The sequence below is a fragment of the Streptomyces sp. MBT53 genome (assembly GCF_016654115.1).
Taxonomy (GTDB): domain Bacteria; phylum Actinomycetota; class Actinomycetes; order Streptomycetales; family Streptomycetaceae; genus Streptomyces.
In genome coordinates this window covers 43,325-59,052 of record NZ_JAEQAZ010000065.1, presented here as the reverse complement: position 1 = coordinate 59,052, position 15,728 = coordinate 43,325, and the positions used below count along the sequence as shown (strand labels likewise).

Sequence of the window (15,728 nt, the reverse complement as noted above, 5' to 3'; positions counted from 1 at the left end):
TGGCGGTCCCGCTACCGCAGACTCAGCCCCCGCCACGAGCGCAATCCCAGCAACTACCTGGCCTCTCTCGGACGCGGTGAGTGCGAAGCCGGCTGGCTTTTTGCGTCACCCCTCGTCGCGCAGCTGGGCCGCCAGTGACGTCAGCGGTCGGGCCTCCTCGGTGTGGCCCAGTGCCGTGAGGCGGGGCACTGCCTCGTTGAGCCGGGTGAGGGCCAGGGTGGGGTGTTTCAGGTAGATACCCTCCACGACCGCTGCCAGACGGACGCACTCCGCCCACTCGTCGGCCCGGTCCTTGTCCGGTCCCGGTTCGCCCAGCAGGGTGAGTGCCTTGTCCAGGGCGGCGAGGGCGGCCTCGTACGTGCCGGCGTAGGCGTTGACCCGTCCGTACTCGTAGGCCAGGGCGCTGTCCAGTGAGCGGTTGTGCGACTCGTACTCCGCGGCACGGGCCTGGTCGGCGACCCGGCCCGCGTCGGCGAGAACGGTCAGGGCGTCGGCGAGGCCCTCGGAACCCTGCTGCTGGACGTGGAGCCGGGCGAGTTCGCGCAGACAGAAGCTGAGGTGCTCGTAGCGCGGCGCTCGGGCGTGGGCGGCGAGTGCCTGGTCCGCGGCCTGGCGGGCCCGTTCGAACTCGCCGGACTGCGCGAGGAGTACGGCGGTCTCCGCGGCGATGCCGACATGGCTCCCGAGGTCGTCGTCCCAGTCGGCCGACTCGGCCGCGAGGGCGGCGAACTCCGCCGTGGCGGCCTTGAGGTCGTCTCCCGCCCGCAGTGCACGGGCGCGGGTCAGACGCAGCTGGGCGACGAGCCGGTCGTCCAACTCTCCTGCGGTGACGTCGGGTTCGGCGAGGAGGGAATCGAGCAGCGCGATGCAGTCCTCGACCCGGCCCAGGTCGAGGCTGACCTGCGCGGCGCTGCTGTAGGTGCAGAACGCGTCGGTGCGGCTGCCGTGACGCAGTGCCAGCTCCGCGGAGCGCGTCAGGTGCCGCAAGGCCTCGTCGGGGCGGCCCAGGTGCATGCAGACCTCGGCCAGTTCATCGTGCAGGCGAGCGGTGTCGACGGCGTCGGCGGGCCATTCGGCGGCGAGTTGCAGCGCCTCGGCCAGGTCCGCGTGCGCGGCCTCCGCGTTCTTCAACGCGAACTGGATGCGGGCGCGGAGTCCGAGTGTGCGCGGCAGATGCCAGGCGGGGCCGTCCGCCCGGAGCCGGTCGCGGAGGGCATCGATCTCGGTGCCCGCGGCGGACAGATTTCCGGAGAGGGCGTAGGTGCTGGTCCGCAGCAACCCGGCACCGGAGAGCTGCCCCGCGAAGTTGTGCCGCACGGCGAACTCGCTGAGCAGATCCACCTCGGCATGGACCGGCGCGGCCTGCTCCTCGTCGCGCGTCGTATGGAACCGCAGACCGAGCACTGTCGCCCGCAGCCTGAGCAACTGGGCCTCCTGGTACGGAGCTAGGCCGGACACCTCCTCGTGGAGGCGGACGATCGCGGCGTAGGCGTTGCTCAGCGCGGCGGTTGTCGCCTCGGCCGCGTCGGAGCTGTCGGTGCTCTCCGGGCCGACCTGGGCACCGGCGAGCAGGGCACGCGCGCGGGCGAGCGCCGCGTGGCCGGGCTCCATGGCGTCGTCGTACAGAACCGCAGCCTCCTCGTGGAGGGCGGCGGCGACGGCGAACTCGTCCTTGTCGCCCGCCGAGTTCGCCTCATCGGCCAGCAGGTCGGCGCGCAGCCTTACGAGCGGTCCCACGGCCGGGTCGTCGGGGTGGACGTAGCCGGGGGCGGCGACGAGCACACGCAGCCGTGCGCAGCAGGCCGTCGCGTCCGGATGCCCTTGTTCGTCCAACGCCCGTGCCCGAGTGATGAGTTCGGGCAGTTCCTCGGGGACGGACGGGGCCGTGCGGGCGGTGGCGGGCACGGCGGCCGGGGCCACGTCGTCGAGGGCGCGGGAGCGCAGGGTCAGCTCGAGCGCCTCCAGGAGCGGGCCACGGTCGAGGCGGGCCCGGCGCCGGTCGGAGTGCGCCGTAGTGCCGTTGCGGGCGTCGAAACGGGCCGCGAGGTCGTCGGCACGGCCTCGCACCTCGGCGCGCAGAGCGGCGACCGTCCAGGTACGACCCGGGTATCCGGCGGCGGGCAGTTCGCCGTGGCCGAGGGATTCGACGCGTCGGAGGAGGACTTCGACGCCGGTGAGGAAAGCCAGCAGGTCCTGGGGCGAGTCGACGTCGTCGAACAGGTTCCGGTTCTCCGCGAGGAGTTCCAGGCCGCGAGCCTCGTTGCCGGTGAGCGCACAGAACTCCAGGTGCCGGCCGACCTCGCCGGACATCGAGGGGTTACGACGGCAGGCGCGGTACCCGGTGAGGTGCAGTGCGCGGGCCTCGTCGGTGCGGCCGGTGCGCAGCAGGGGAAGCAGCGCGTGCGACACGGAGCGGGCGGGCTCCTCCTGGCAGGACTCCTTTCCGTCCAGGACGGGCTCCCAGGCGCGTAGTGCCCGCTCGTCGTCGTCAGCGGCGAGGTGGTACAGAGCGCGTTCGCAGATCTCGCAGGCCTCGCAGTCGCTGAGCCTGGTGCGGGGCCGTCCCGCCCAGAGCTCGAAGGCGAGAGCGCTGTCCTCGCCCGTGTGAGCGGCCAGCCGGTAGGCCTGTCCGTAGTAGGGCTGGAGTTCGAGACCGGCCTTCTCGTACCGGTCGCGCATCTCGGTCAGCCATTGGCGCACGCTCGTCAGAGGCATCTCCGGCAGTGCCACGAGGGCGTTGGCCACCCACTTGAAGCGCCAGAACAGCGTGTGGCGCAGCCGTTCGTCGAAGATGTCGGGCTGCTCGTCGAAAAGGGCGAGCAACCGGGCGAAGACGACGGGTGACTTCCGGGGTTCGGAACCGTAGGCGTACGCCTCCTGGAGCTCGATGAGCGCGTGAACCAGCGGGACGGGCTCCGCGAACTGCTCGGCTGCCTCGGTGAGTTCCTCGGCGGTGACGGTGCGGCTACGGCCGTAGGGGCGCCGGTTGTTCTCCTGGAGCGCCCGGAACAGTTCGTCCGTGTTCTGCGGGTGGGGTGCGGTGGGCATCGTCAGCTGTCCTTGCGGAGGGCGTGGGCGAGGAGGTTGAGGAAGGAGCGGTTGATCAAGCTCGACTCGGCGGGCCTGAGGGGTCGACGGGACAGCATCGCGGCCTGCCCGTAGAGGGCTTCGGCGCTGGTGCGGGCCAGTTCGGGTTCGTCGATGCCGACGGCGGTACGGACCAGCGGGTTGAGCTGGTTGAGGATCAGCTGGGCCCGCGGGGCCTCCTGGCGCAGATGCCCGAGGATGTCGCCCCAGACGCCGCCCTGTTGTTCGCGGGCGAGTTGGGAGCGGCTGCGCTCGTGCCGGGCCTCGCGGCTGTCGAGGAGGAGTGCGGGGGCCGAGGCGGGCTGGAACGTGCGCAGCGCGACGTCGCAGTCGAAGACGGCGAGGGCGTCGCGGGCCTGGGCCAGATAGGCCGCGGCGGCGAGTTCCGTCTCCCGGTCGACGGGGTCGAGATGGGCGGTGAGCGTCGCCGGGTCGAGATCGGCGACGCTCACCTCGGGCCTGATCTCCGGGAGCCGGTGGACCAGTTGACGGTCGTAGGTGTAGCCGCCGTTGACGACTCCGAGCCCGGCGGCCGAGGCGATCGCGGCCACCTGCCGGAACTCCTCCACGCTGGAGGTGACGAGCACGGTGCGGTGGGTGCGCGCGAACTCGTCGAGGGTGGCGTGTCCGTCTGTGGTCTCGAACGGCAGCCACGGCAGGAGCATCCGCAGGATCTCGTCGTCGTGCACGGCGAGGGACTTCACGGCCAGGTGATGCGCCTGGAGGAAGCGGCCGAGGAGCTCCGGGTCGCTGGCGGCGGTCCGGGCGATCCACGCGCGCAGCCGTTCGGCGAGAGCGTCACGGACAGCGGCGAGGGTGTCGTCCTCGTACAGGGCCTCGCGGGACGCCGTCGGGCGCAGGCTTTCTGCGTCGACGACACAGCGGACGAAGAACGCCCACTCGGGCAGGATCTCATCGGCCTGCTCGGACAGCAGCATGCCCTTGACGTGCACGCGGTGGCCGTGGCGGCGGCCGGCCGGTACTGCTTCGGGGAGCACGCACGCGATGCCCTTCAGACCCACGGCCGGCAGGTCCAGCTCGATGGTGTCCAGGGGTGTGAACCCGAAGGTCTCCTCGCCGTACGCGGCCAGCGCGCGGGAGCGTGCTCCGGGCGTCGGGTAGGTGCGCGCCCAGGGTGCGGGCTCGGGGTTGACGGTCGCGCCACCGCCGGTGCCCTCGTCGAAGGTCACAGGGTGGCGCAGCAAGGAGCCGAAGTGCCGGGCGAGCGCGTGTACTTGCGCCGGGCGGGTCCACTCGCCCGCGTCTGCGCGGGGAGTCAGGGTGACCGTGGTGCCGGGCCGTGGACGGGCGGATGCGGGCAGGGTGCGGACGGAGTAGCTGCCGTCGCCGCGTCCCCGCCACTCCACGGCCGGGGCATCGGGAGTGCGGGCGGAACGGCTGACGACATGGATCTCGTCGGCCACCAGGAAGCACGAGAGCAGCCCGATACCGAACTGGCCGATGAAGTCCGCGCGTTGCTCAGCGATCCGGTCGGCGCGCTTGCTGCTGCGGCCGATCGTCGCGAGGAAGGTGTGCACATCGGCCTCGGTGAGACCGACGCCGTCGTCCTCGACACGCACCACCGAACCGTCGGCGTACAGACGGATGCCGAGCGGGGCACCGGGGGCGGCCGGTTCGAGTGCGTGCCGCGCGGTCAGCGCGTCCACGGCGTTCTGGAGGAGCTCACGCAGATAGACGCGGGGGCTTGAGTACAGGTGGTGGGAGAGGAGATCGACGAGGCCGCGCAGATCCACCTGGAAGGTGCGGTCGGCGTCGGCCGGGCTCGAAGAGGCGTGGGGCAGAGTCATCGGGCAGTCCGGGGTGAGTGTTCGACGAGGGAGCGGTGCGGCGGGCCGGGTGCCGGGATCAGGCGTTGCGACGGGCGCGGGCGTACATCTTTTCCGGCTCCGGCATGTACCTCCACGGCCAGGAGGTGTAGGCGCCCCGAAGTTCGCGGAAGACGTGCGGCAACGCGATGCGTTCGGAGGCCAGAGACAGGGCCATGCCGAAGGTGTTGAAGTCTTCCTGCCAGCCGGGGCGTCGTACGTAGGCGGGGTGGAGGATGCTGTGCTCGGCCGCTTCCAGCAACTCGTCCTGGGTCTCCGGGGTGATGAGCGAGTTCATCCGGTCGGACTCGACCCACTCCTCGATGTGTGCGACGGCGATGACACAGCCGAGGCGATGGCCCGCAGGCGCCCGCGCGAACGCCTGTCGGGCGAACGCCAGGGCCTCACCCGGCTCCCCGCTCCAGCGGGGCTGCAACTGCGACACCCTCTCGATGTGGGTCTCCAGGTCCAGCGGGTCGCGGCGCAGGGCGGCGTCCAGCCGGGTCTCGCAGACGACGGGGCCCAGCGACATACCGCGGCCGGAAGTGAGCAGGTGACGCCACGGCGTGACCCATTCCGGCCGCGACTCCGCGCACTCCAGCAGCTGCTCCTCGGCGATGCGGAGCCGCTGGTGGAAGACCTGCCACTGCTCCCGGCTGACGTTCGCCGCGTTGGCGCGAGTGCGCGCCTCCCAGCCCCAGGCGACGTGCCGCGCCCCGGAGATCAGCAGGGCCGTCGCCCGGTGTTCCTTGTCGTCCTCCACGGCCCGGCCGATCCAGTCCTGGACACCGTTCAACTCGGCCAGCTGGCCGAGTACTTGGTGGTCCCGGCCGAGATCGAAGGGGGCCAGTGCCGCCTTGACCGCCGCCCAGTCACCCGCGCCGGCCGCCTCCACCAGGGCGAGCACTCGCGCGTCCCCGAGCGCGCGCAGCTTGTACATCCGGTTCGTCAGCCCGCGCCGAGCGGGCAGCGCGTGCGGATCCGCTGCCGGTCTCGCCCCGCCCCTACCGAACAGCTTGTCCAACATGCCGCGCCCTCCCCAGGTCCCGCGTGATCGTTCGGTGCAGCATATGTGCCCGCACCGACAGTGCTGCCACAGGGTTTTCACGGGTATGACCGGGGCCGACTTCTGCGCCCTGGGTGGTGCTCGACGGCTGGGGCACAGGAGAGGGGTGCTCAGGACGAGGCACCGAAGCGGGCGCGTCCTTGAGGAACGCCGCGGCGGTTCTGCGGTGCACCGGGAGGACGGGCCCGGTCCCGAACACCTTGCGGGCCAGGCTCGGCAGCATGAACCGTCCGAGCCGCTCGAAGGTTGTGAACTCGCCGAGCAGGTAGGCATAGGCGATCAGGAACGGCCGGGCGTTGGGGCCGATCCGCCCGCCCCACTGGCGCCGGGACTCGGCGCCATCGCGTTGATCAGGTCGGCCCCGTCCTGCACCGACCAGCCCCGGAAGGCCGTGCGGAGCTCGCCGCTGCGGAGGAGCACGGGTCCTGCCGTATCGCGTGCGTACCGGCGTTGATGGCGGTCGTCCGGTCGCAAAGGCAGGAGGTCCGCGGCCAGGTCGTGGCGGAGAATGTCATCGATGCTGCAGTTCCGTAGGGCCTCCGCCGGTGCCAACGCCCACTGCCGGCGACGACGCGAGCACGGCGACTGGCACGCAGCCGCTGAGCGCAGCCTCTTCAACCGCATGAACAGCGGGCTCTGTCACTGCCTCCAGAAACTGGAACACTTCGACGAACAGTCGGCGTTCCCCACGCCGTCACTCGTGGTGGCAGCCTGACCAGCGCCGACGTCTTGCCCGCGGTGACGAAGACAGCCGATCAATCGCCCATGAGACCCGAAGTGCAGACGTTCGTCGCCGACGGTCCGCTCCCCGACTGGGAGGCGAGCGGCGAAGAGATCGACAGGCGCGTCGAGCAGCTCGACGCGATTCCAAGGCCGGTCACGGGAGAGGAAGCCCGAGCGCTCGTCTCCTGCTTCGGCGCGGACGACTGCTACGGCGTCGCCGGAACCCTCCTGCACCTCAAGTCTTTTCCCGCAGCGGGGCGGTCTCGATCGTGGCTGCGAATAACCGGACGGAGGGACGTGGCTGATGTCGATCACCGAGCCGACTTGCGCAACTTTGCCGGGCCCCTCCGGTGACGTGGGCCCGGTTTGGATGGGTGAGTCCACTGTGCGCGGGCTTTGGCACCACGGCCATGGCGACGCTCCGGTTCACCAGCGCTGTGGCGTGACCGGACCGGCTTGTTCGACGAAGTGGGCGACGCCGCCCGGGGCGGGACGCAGCAGGCCGTCGCGGACGGCGAGGGCGGTGGCCTCGGCGCGGGAGGAGGTGCCGGTCTTGCGGAGCATGTGCTCGACGTGTGTGTGGACGGTGCGGGGGGAGAGGAAGAGGTGCTGGGCGATGGCCTGGTTGGTGTGGCCCATGGCGGCGCGAGTGAGGACGTCGATCTCGCGGGGGCTGAGCCCGTAGGGGATCGCGGTGGGGCGGGCGTGGACCAGGACGACCGGGCGGGAGGCGGGGAGCGGGAGGGTGTGCCGGGCCAGGACCACGCGGTACCAGTCGCGGGCCATGGGCCACAGCAGTCGTACCGACCGCCCGCCGGAGGCGTCGAACTCCTTGAGGAGGGCCAGGAATTCGTCGCTGCCCAGGACCGGCGGGCGGTCACGGCCGGGCAGGTCGATGAGGCCGTCAGGGGTGACCAGGGTGGCGGAGGCATCGTCGGGCAGGCCGTGGTGCTCGCCGATCCGGTCGGCGGGATCGGCGAGTGCGGCGAGCGCGGGCAGTACGGAGGCGAGCAGGTGGCGGGCCTCGCGGGTGAAGGTGCCGGGATGCTCGGTGGCCAGGTGGATCATGCCGACGTGGCGGCCGCGGTGGTAGAGGGCGCCGCTCATGCCGTCGCGGAAGCCGGCGGGGCGGACATGCTCCTCGTAGAACCTGCCCTGGAGATAGGGCTGTCCGGGCTCGGACTCGTCGGAGATGGACAGGGGCAGTGGTTCGGTGAGGACCTTGTCGTACCAGGACGTCCCGACGAACTCCTCGGTCAGCGACCGGTTGGCGTCACCGGCGACGCGGACATGGGCGCCGCTGAGCGGGTCGAGCGCGGTCAGCGTGGAGGTGTCGCTCGGCAGCACCTGGGCCAGCAGGCGTAGCGCCTCGGCGCCGGCCGCCGCGGTGTCGCGCTCGCGGGTGAGCATACCGATGCGGGTGGCCGCCGCGACCTGGTGATGGCTGAGCATTCTCGCCTCCTGGGAGCGGGCGAGCCGGAAAGTTGTTTGAAGCCGAATGGTAGAGGGGGGTGGCAATCCGGACAAGAGGTTCTCGGCGACGTAACCGGAACGCCCTACCGCCGTCACCTGCCCAGGGCGGCGTCCTGCGGGGTCGGTAGATGTACGGATGGTGGAGCGACGACGTACGGGGCTTTCCTGTTCGCCATACCGCCGACACACCGCCGCCGGTTCCCTGGAAGGCCCCGTCATGAGCGCCCTGCACCTGGATTCCCTCCCTTCCCGCAGACACTTCCTCGCCCTGTCCGGTGGCCTGACCGCCGCCGCAGCGCTGAGCGCGTGCAGCGCTCCCGCCAGTACGTCCTCGACGTCCGCGCCGCACGCATCGACGGCCAAGAGCCTGGCGAAGATCGGCCTGGACTACCCCTTCACCCAGCTTCCGCTGTACTCGACCCTGGTCAGGCTCTCCACGGCCGGCGCGAAGAAGCACGGCGTCAGCCTGGTGACCACCAGTGACCAGACCAGCCCCGACACCCAGGCCTCCAACCTCGCCGCCTGGGTGAGCCAGAAGATCCCGGCGATCGTGTCGTTCCCGATGGTCTTCGAGGCCACCGAGAAGACCGCCAAGAGCGCGCTGGACGCCGGGCTGATCTGGGTCACGTACGGCGGCTCGCTGGAGAATCAGAGCGCCGACATCCAGTTCAGCTTCACCGAGGGCGGTCGGCTGCTCGGCACGGCGGCGGCGAAATGGGCCAACGAGACGCTGGGCGGCAAGGGCAAGATCGCGTTCCTCACCGACAGCACGATCCAACTCGGCCGCGACCGTACGAAGGGCATGATCGACGCCTTCACCAAGCTCGCCCCCGGCGTGGACGTCGTCGCGCAGGAGCAGGCCATCGACCCCGACACCGGCCTGTCCAAGTCCAACGCGATCCTGGCCAAGCACCGCGACCTCAACCTCATCCTCGGGGTCACCGACGCCGCAGCGTACGGAGGGTTCAAGGCACTTCAGCAGTCCGGCCGGTCCGCGACCGACGTCAAGACCTACGTCGGCGGCCAGGACGGCGCCTCCATGTGCCTCGCCGCGATCAAGCAGGGCACCTTCTACCGTGCCTCGGCCGCGCTCGCACCCCAGGACATCGCCGACGCGATCGTCGACGTACCCCTCGCCGTGGCGGCGGGCAAGGCCAAGCCGAGCGTGGACGTGCCGATCACCCTGGTGACCAGGGCCGACGGCGCGAAGATCGACGCGCTGCTCGCGCAGAACGCCTAGGCGGCCCCCATGTCCCTGCGCATCAGCGGACTTGCCAAGTCCTTCGGCGGCGCAAAAGCCCTGGACGGGGTGGACCTCACCGTCCCCGCCGGGCAGGTGCACGCCCTGCTCGGTCACAACGGCGCCGGGAAATCGACCCTGATCAAGTGCCTGGGCGGTGCTTACGCACCCGACGCGGGCACCATCGAGGTCGGCGGCGTCGCGTACGAGCGGCTGAGCCCGCGCGAGTCCATCGCGGCCGGTGTCGCGATCATCTTCCAGACCCTGAGTGTCGTCGAGCCGCTCACGGTCGCGGAGAACATCTTCCTGGGGCAGGAGTGGACCCGGCGCTCCAGGCTGGGCGCCGTCGACCGCCGCGCTCAGGAGAACGCCGCCGCCGGGCTGCTGGAACGGGTCGCCGCGAGCTGTTCGCCCCGCGACCGGGTCGGCGATCTGCCCATGGGACAGCGGCAGTTGGTCGAGATCGCGAAAGCGCTCAGCCGCAGCGCCTCGGTCCTCGTCCTGGACGAGCCCACCGCCGCTCTCTCCACCGCCGAGAGCGGCGCGCTGGCCGAACGCGTCGAGGACCTGCGCACCCAGGGCCTCGCCATCGTCTACGTCACCCACCTCCTCTCGGAGGTCGAACGGCTCGCCGACGCGGTCACCGTGCTGCGGGACGGCCGGGTCAGCCACGCTTCGCCCATGGCGGGACTGAACCGGCGGGATCTGGTCGAGGCGATCGCCGGTACGGCTTCTGTCGCCGGGTCCGCCTCCAAGGAGCCGGTGCCCAAGACGACGGTGAGCGGCCCTCCCGTCCTGGAGGCCGAGTCCCTCACCGGCCCTGGCTTCGGCCCGGTCGGCCTCGATGTCGCGGGCGGCGAGATCGTCGGCCTCTACGGCCTCATCGGCTCCGGTCGCACCCGCCTGCTCGAAACCCTCTTCGGCCGCCGCCCTCGCACCGGCGGCACCGTCCGCGTCGCAGGCCGGACGGTGCATGCAGCCCACCCCGCCGACGCCCTCGCCGCCGGCATCGCCCTCGTCCCCGGAGACCGCCGCGCCCAGGGCCTGTTCGCCGGCCTCAGCGCCCACGACAATGCCCTGCTGCCCGCCGTGCGTCCGCTCGCCCGCCGCGGTCTGCGGTCCCGGGGCGCCGAAGGGAGGATCTTCACCGACCTGGCCCGATCCATCGGCCTGCGCCCTCTCGCACCCAGGCTGCCCGCGTCCGCCTTCTCCGGCGGCAACCAGCAGAAGCTCGTCCTCGGCCGTTGGGTCAACTCCTTCCGTACGCCCGAGATTCTGCTCCTCGACGAACCCACCCAGGGCGTCGACGTCGGTTCCCGCGCCGAGATCTACTGCGTCGTCAACCGCCTCGCCGCCGAACGCGGCACGGCCGTGCTCTTCGCCTCCTCCGACCCCGAGGAGATCGTCGCCCTCGCCCACCGCTGCCTCGTCGTCGCCGGGGGCCTCGTCGTCGGCGAACTGTCGGGAGCCGGGCTGACCGAGGAAGCGCTGCTGTCGGCGATCCACGACGGTGCCCCTCACGCTCAAGGAGAATCTCGATGACCGTGTCAAGCCGTCTGCGTGACTGGTTCGACGGAGGTGCACAGCCTCTTGTCACGCGGCATCGCCCACAACGCGTTGACCCGGCGCCGGGCGAGCGCGAGCAGGGCCTGGGTGTGGAGCACGCCTTCAGCGCGCTTCTTGAGGTGGTACTCCCGCGGTGAGCAGGGCCAGCAGAAGGGCGGAGGCCCGGCCGGAGATGTCCACCGCCCACCGCACCTCGTCGGCCTTCTCCCGGGCCGTGGCGATCAACTCAGGATCTGAGATTCGTCGTTGATCACCTTCGTCGGGAGCAATGCCTCACCCTCGGCGTCAACCGCGATCGCCCAGTGATGCCCCTGGCCGGCGTCTATGCCGACCCATATCCGCGAGTGAGACGTGCTCAAGCCGTCGCTCCGTTCCACCGTGACCAGCACTTCCGTGGCCCGAGGAACACTCCGCCGACAGGTCCTTGACCAGCGATGCCCGCAGTTCTCAATCAGCAGTCGGAGCGTCCCGAAGGACCGGGCGGCCATTCTCCGGGAGCCATCAAGGACCAGCACATCATCAGCCACACCCGGTCCTTCCGGACCGCCTCACATTCTTAAGGAACCCATCATGACCGCCGCCGCTGCTGCCGAACCCCTCAGGCCCGCCGGGCGGGCCCTCGCATCGACCGGTCTGGCGGTCATTCGGCGCAACCCCCTGCTGCCCGTGCTCGCCGCCCTGGTACTGGCCTTCCAGTTCTCCACCGGCAGCTTCCTGGACGCGGCCAACCTGCGCGGAATCGCCACCGACGCGGCCACCATCGCCATCGTCGCCGTACCGCTCGCCCTCCTGGTCATCAGCGGTTACCTCGATCTCTCGGTCGGCTCCAGCCTCGCCCTCGGCGGCCTGGTCGCCGGGCAACTGGCTGGCGCCCACCACCAGTCCCTCGCCGTCGCCGTGCTCGGCGCGCTCGGAGCCGGGGCCGCGGTCGGCTTCGTCAACGGCATCCTCTGCTGCTACCTCGGCCTCTCGCCCTTCATCGTCACCCTCGGCATGCTCACCGCCGTACGCGGCCTGGCCCAGCAGCTCTATCCGCTGCCGCTCAGCGGATTCGGCACGGGATTCGCCTGGCTGGGCGGTGCCACGCTCGCCGGGATCGCCGCGCCCGTGGTCATCGCGGCCCTTGTACTGCTTTCCGGCGCCGCCTTCCTGGCCTTCGCCCCTGCCGGGCGTCACGTCTTCGCCATCGGCGTCAACCGCGAGGCCGCGTATCTCTCCGGGATCAGCATCCGCCGTACGCCCTTCGCTCTCTTCCTCCTCACCGGTGCCGCCGCGGCCCTCGCGGGTGCGATCAAGGCGTCCACCCTCGACAGCGTCTCCTCCGGTACGTCCGGCAGCGGCTTCGAACTGGCCGTCCTCACCGCCGTCCTCCTCGGCGGCGTCGCCCTCAGCGGCGGCTCCGGGACGATCTTCGGCGTCCTGCTCGGCGTGCTCTTCCTCGGCTGCCTCCAGAACGGGCTCACGCTGCTCAGCGTCCCCACGTTCTGGCAGCAGATCGCGCAGGGCTCGGCTCTTGTCGTGGGGGCGGCCCTCGCGTTCTTCGGTCCCCGATTGCGCCGGGCGTGACCGTGGCGAGGGGGTTTCCCCCACCCCGCCCCTTCCCGAAAACGGGTTCCGCCCGGACCCGCCGAGGGCTTCGCCCCGGGCCCGCGGACGTCCTTCGGGCGTGTCCTCGAACGCCGGACGGGCTGAAGCGGACGTCTCCGGCCGGGAAGGGCACACCGTGGTTCTCCCGCAGCGCGACGAGCAGGGATCCGGGCACGGATACGGCCGACCGGAGTCGCCGGCGCCGAGGAGAGATCCCCGGTGGTGGCACCGACCCCACGCCAAACCAGCCCGTCCGGCGTGTGAGGACGGAACCGTCAGCCATGGCAAACCGCACCGCACAGAAAGGGTCGCCCATGACCTCCTCCGCCCCCACCCTCATCCTGACCGGCGGCCAAGTGCTCACCGTCGACGCGGACTTCACGATCGCCGAGGCCGTGGCCGTCCGGGGCCAGGTGATCACCGCGGTCGGCACGGCAGCCGAGATCGCTGCCCTGGCGGGTCCTGAAACGCGGGTCGTGGATCTGGCGGGGCGTACCGTGCTGCCGGGGATCAACGACTCGCATCTGCATGGCGCGGCGTACGCGATGACGAAGCCGCCGTTCGCGATCGACGTGAGCCACCCGGCGGTGGGGTCGATCGCCGACATCGCCGAGGCGGTGCGGAAGGCAGCCCGGGGAGCGGCGCCGGGGGAGTGGATTGTCGGGCTCGGATGGGACCCGGGATATCTGGCGGAGTGCCTGGCGGAGCCGGGGCGGTTGCCGAACCGGTGGGACCTGGATGAGGCGGCGCCGGGGAATCCGGTGTGTCTGACGGACTTCTCGTCGCACATGGTGTGGGCCAACAGTGCGGCGCTGCGCGCGGCCGGAATCGACCGGACGACGCAGGCGCCGGCGGGTGCGGTGATCGACGCCGGCGAGGCGGGGGAGCCGACCGGGATCCTGCGGGAGGCGGCGCAGCGGCTGGTTCAGAGCCTGCTGCCGTCGCCGACGGTCGCACAGCGCAGGGAGGCCATCGGGTCGCTGGTCAGAGAGCTGCACGCGCGCGGGATCACGAGCTATACGGAACCGGGCCTGGGGGCGGCCGGCGGGGACACCCTCTTCGGGGGACTGAGCGATCACAACCTCACGGCGTACGTGGAACTGGTCGCGGAAGGAGCACTGCGGGTTCGGGTGAGCGTGCTGCTGCTGCCGGCCGCGATGGGCGGCTCCGCCGCGGACGTACGCGAGGGGCTGGAGGGCCTGCGGCCCGTGGAGTCTGCGGACGAGCGGCGGCTCCGGGTGATCGGGGTCAAGATCTTCGGTGACGGGGTGCCGCCGAACCGCACGGCGTGGATGAGCGAGCCGTATCCCGGGGGTGGACACGGTTCGTTGTGCGTACACGGGGCGACGACCGCGCTGAGGGCGGACGAACTGCGCGAGATGATCCGGATCGCGCACGACGCGGGCTACCAGCTCGGCGTGCATGTGACGGGAGACCTGGCCATCGACGCGGTCGTCGACGCCTTCGTCGCGGCGAACGAGCGGAGCCCTCGCCCGGACGCCCGGCACTACGTCATCCATGGCGACTTCGTGAGCCCGAAAAGCCTGGAGAGGCTCGCGGAGCAGGGCTACGGGATCAACATGAACCCCGGCATCAAGTGGACGATCTCGGATCTGATGGACGGGATCGTGGGGGAGCGCCGGTCCGCGTACCAGTGGCCGGTGCGGGCGGCGGTCGAAGCGGGGGTCAATGTGTGTGCGAGTTCCGACGCCCCGATCACGGAGCCGGACTGGCGGCAGGGCGTCGCGGGGATGCTGCTGCGGGAGTCCAAGGCCAGCGGGCGGCAGAGCGGTCCGGAGCAGTGCGTCGGTCTGGCCGACGCGCTGCGGGCGTACACGATCAACGCGGCCCGGCAGGACTTCGCGGAGGACTGGAAGGGCTCGATCGAGCCGGGCAAGGTGGCCGACCTGGTGGTCCTGGACCGGGACCTGGTCCAGGCGGCGGCGGCCGACCCGCATGAGATCACGTCGATCGAGGTGGACCTGACGGTCTTCGACGGCGAGGTCGTCCACGAGCGCCGGTGACGCTGTGGAACGGGCCCGGTCCGCACGGCGGACCGGGCCCGTCGTGTACTCACTGGCCGAACCGCTCCACCCTCCGCATCACGTCGCGGCAGAAGTCCCCGACCCCGGCCGGGTCGTCGATGAACTGGTTGGGCTTGACGCAGAACAGGCCGAAGCCCTGCTCCATCTGCTCGGGGATGGAGGACAGGGCCTGTCCGAGGTCGGCGGGGCAGTGGTCGTCGAGGAAGACAGGCCGGGTGCCGCCGACCATCTCCAGGTCGGCGAGGTCGCGGCCGGCCGCGGCGAGGGCGTCCTTGAGAGTCTGCAGTTCCGCCGCCGTGGGCCGTCCGAGGGGATGGAAGCCGTGGCCGTACTGCACGAGGCGGCGCAGCACCGGGCCGTGCAGGGTCTCGCCGCCGAACCACAGGCGGGGCCCGTCGGGGCGGTGGGCCTTGGGCTCGAAGTAGACATCCTCGAACGGGTAGTGGTCGCTTTCGTGGCTGACCGGGCCCGAATCGGGGTTCCAGAGCTTGGCCCAAATGGCGAGGTGCTCGTCGAGGAGCCTGCCACGCTCGGCGAAGGGGACGCCGAGGGCGGCGTACTCGTCGCGGCTCCAGCTCACGGTGGGCTGGACCATGAGCCGGCCCTGCGAGAGCAGGTCGAGGGTGCCCAGTTCGCGGGCGAGCAGCAGCGGGTGGCGCAGCGGGGCGAGGACGGCGGCGGCCGCGAGACGCAGGCGCTGCGTGACGGCGGCGATGGAGGCGAGCATCAGCAGGGAGTTGGGCCAGGGGGTGTACGGGTCCTGGTTGCCCGGCAGCGCCCAGTCGCGGGGGTTGCCCATGATGCCGCCCGCGACGGCGTCGGGGCCGAGGACGATGTGCTCGCTGATCATGACGGAGTCGAACCCGGCGTCCTCCGCCTCGCGGGCCCAGCGGACGGTGGCGGGGAGGTCGGCGCGGCCGCCGGTGAGTGTCCAGTTCTCGCTGAGGACGAGCAGCATGCGGGGGGTGGCGGTCATGGGAATCGGCCTCGGCCCTTCGGTCTGACGAAAATTGTTTGGGCTCAAACGTAAGTGCCGGTATGGCCGCGGGCAACCCTCTGGTGGTGAATGGCCGCAGACCGTCGTGCACCCACTGCGCCGGGGACAATGGACGGGC

Annotated in this window: 11 protein-coding genes and 2 pseudogenes; 6 read left to right on the top strand and 7 right to left on the bottom strand. The window is 71.2% G+C overall.

The window, feature by feature from the left end; translation table 11 throughout:
- Nucleotides 1-105 precede the first annotated feature (105 nt).
- From JHN45_RS24070 to JHN45_RS24060, 3 genes are read right to left on the bottom strand one after another with little or no spacing between them, the layout of a single operon-like run.
- Entirely contained in the window at nucleotides 106-3,048 is a 2,943-nt protein-coding gene (locus tag JHN45_RS24070) for a tetratricopeptide repeat protein (RefSeq protein ID WP_201050590.1), read from the bottom strand.
- Nucleotides 3,049-3,050: 2 nt separating this feature from the next.
- Nucleotides 3,051-4,895 (bottom strand): HSP90 family protein, encoded by a 1,845-nt coding sequence (locus JHN45_RS24065; RefSeq protein ID WP_201050589.1) that lies wholly within the window; start codon nucleotides 4,893-4,895, stop codon nucleotides 3,051-3,053.
- A 58-nt stretch (nucleotides 4,896-4,953) separates the two neighbouring features.
- Nucleotides 4,954-5,940, bottom strand: coding sequence for a hypothetical protein (locus tag JHN45_RS24060; protein WP_201050588.1), 987 nt, complete (start codon nucleotides 5,938-5,940; stop codon nucleotides 4,954-4,956).
- 556 nt (nucleotides 5,941-6,496) lie between these two features.
- Between JHN45_RS24060 and JHN45_RS24055 the strand changes: the two genes are divergently transcribed.
- A complete protein-coding gene (locus tag JHN45_RS24055; RefSeq protein WP_374195640.1) occupies nucleotides 6,497-6,694 on the top strand; it encodes a hypothetical protein in 198 nt (65 codons plus the stop codon).
- A gap of 50 nt (nucleotides 6,695-6,744) precedes the next feature.
- A complete protein-coding gene (locus JHN45_RS53150) occupies nucleotides 6,745-7,056 on the top strand; it encodes a hypothetical protein (RefSeq protein WP_236584015.1) in 312 nt (103 codons plus the stop codon).
- Nucleotides 7,057-7,128: 72 nt separating this feature from the next.
- On the opposite strand, the gene JHN45_RS24045 is transcribed toward JHN45_RS53150, so the two are convergent.
- Nucleotides 7,129-8,154, bottom strand: a complete 1,026-nt coding sequence (locus JHN45_RS24045; RefSeq protein WP_201050587.1) for a response regulator transcription factor — start codon at nucleotides 8,152-8,154, stop codon at nucleotides 7,129-7,131.
- Between the two features lie 238 nt (nucleotides 8,155-8,392).
- Here JHN45_RS24045 and JHN45_RS24040 point away from each other — a divergent pair, with 238 nt between their 5' ends.
- Both JHN45_RS24040 and JHN45_RS24035 read left to right on the top strand, forming a co-directional pair.
- Complete coding sequence (locus JHN45_RS24040) at nucleotides 8,393-9,415, top strand: sugar ABC transporter substrate-binding protein (protein WP_201050586.1); 1,023 nt, start codon at nucleotides 8,393-8,395, stop codon at nucleotides 9,413-9,415.
- Between the two features lie 9 nt (nucleotides 9,416-9,424).
- Nucleotides 9,425-10,957 carry a sugar ABC transporter ATP-binding protein gene (locus JHN45_RS24035; RefSeq protein ID WP_201050585.1) on the top strand — a complete coding sequence of 511 codons (1,533 nt, stop codon included), beginning with the start codon at nucleotides 9,425-9,427 and terminating at the stop codon, nucleotides 10,955-10,957.
- A 5-nt stretch (nucleotides 10,958-10,962) separates the two neighbouring features.
- Here JHN45_RS24035 and JHN45_RS24030 read toward each other — a convergent pair.
- Nucleotides 10,963-11,118, bottom strand: a pseudogene (locus tag JHN45_RS24030) (IS110 family transposase); the annotation flags it as partial.
- A pseudogene (locus tag JHN45_RS24025) lies at nucleotides 11,111-11,340 on the bottom strand (transposase); the annotation flags it as partial. The pseudogenes JHN45_RS24025 and JHN45_RS24030, both read right to left, overlap by 8 nt.
- A 211-nt stretch (nucleotides 11,341-11,551) precedes the next feature.
- On the opposite strand from JHN45_RS24025, the gene JHN45_RS24020 reads away from it, so the two are divergent.
- Complete coding sequence (locus JHN45_RS24020; RefSeq protein WP_201050584.1) at nucleotides 11,552-12,547, top strand: ABC transporter permease; 996 nt, start codon at nucleotides 11,552-11,554, stop codon at nucleotides 12,545-12,547.
- 335 nt (nucleotides 12,548-12,882) lie between these two features.
- A complete protein-coding gene (locus JHN45_RS24015; RefSeq protein WP_201050583.1) occupies nucleotides 12,883-14,592 on the top strand; it encodes an amidohydrolase in 1,710 nt (569 codons plus the stop codon).
- A 49-nt stretch (nucleotides 14,593-14,641) separates the two neighbouring features.
- On the opposite strand, the gene JHN45_RS24010 is transcribed toward JHN45_RS24015, so the two are convergent.
- Nucleotides 14,642-15,589: an LLM class flavin-dependent oxidoreductase gene (locus JHN45_RS24010; protein ID WP_201050582.1), complete on the bottom strand. Its 948-nt coding sequence runs from the start codon at nucleotides 15,587-15,589 to the stop codon at nucleotides 14,642-14,644.
- Between the last annotated feature and the right edge of the window lie 139 nt (nucleotides 15,590-15,728).

Bases quoted from the DNA above. Each gene is read 5' to 3' on its own strand.
- JHN45_RS24010 (WP_201050582.1), bottom strand. From the start codon at position 15,589: ATGACCGCCACCCCCCGCATGCTGCTCGTCCTCAGCGAGAACTGGACA.
- JHN45_RS24065 (WP_201050589.1), bottom strand. From the start codon at position 4,895: ATGACTCTGCCCCACGCCTCTTCGAGCCCGGCCGACGCCGACCGCACC.
- JHN45_RS24070 (WP_201050590.1), bottom strand. From the start codon at position 3,048: ATGCCCACCGCACCCCACCCGCAGAACACGGACGAACTGTTCCGGGCG.
- JHN45_RS24055 (WP_374195640.1), top strand. From the start codon at position 6,497: ATGCTGCAGTTCCGTAGGGCCTCCGCCGGTGCCAACGCCCACTGCCGG.
- JHN45_RS24020 (WP_201050584.1), top strand. From the start codon at position 11,552: ATGACCGCCGCCGCTGCTGCCGAACCCCTCAGGCCCGCCGGGCGGGCC.
- JHN45_RS24060 (WP_201050588.1), bottom strand. From the start codon at position 5,940: ATGTTGGACAAGCTGTTCGGTAGGGGCGGGGCGAGACCGGCAGCGGAT.
- JHN45_RS24015 (WP_201050583.1), top strand. From the start codon at position 12,883: ATGACCTCCTCCGCCCCCACCCTCATCCTGACCGGCGGCCAAGTGCTC.
- JHN45_RS53150 (WP_236584015.1), top strand. From the start codon at position 6,745: ATGAGACCCGAAGTGCAGACGTTCGTCGCCGACGGTCCGCTCCCCGAC.
- JHN45_RS24035 (WP_201050585.1), top strand. From the start codon at position 9,425: ATGTCCCTGCGCATCAGCGGACTTGCCAAGTCCTTCGGCGGCGCAAAA.
- JHN45_RS24045 (WP_201050587.1), bottom strand. From the start codon at position 8,154: ATGCTCAGCCATCACCAGGTCGCGGCGGCCACCCGCATCGGTATGCTC.
- JHN45_RS24040 (WP_201050586.1), top strand. From the start codon at position 8,393: ATGAGCGCCCTGCACCTGGATTCCCTCCCTTCCCGCAGACACTTCCTC.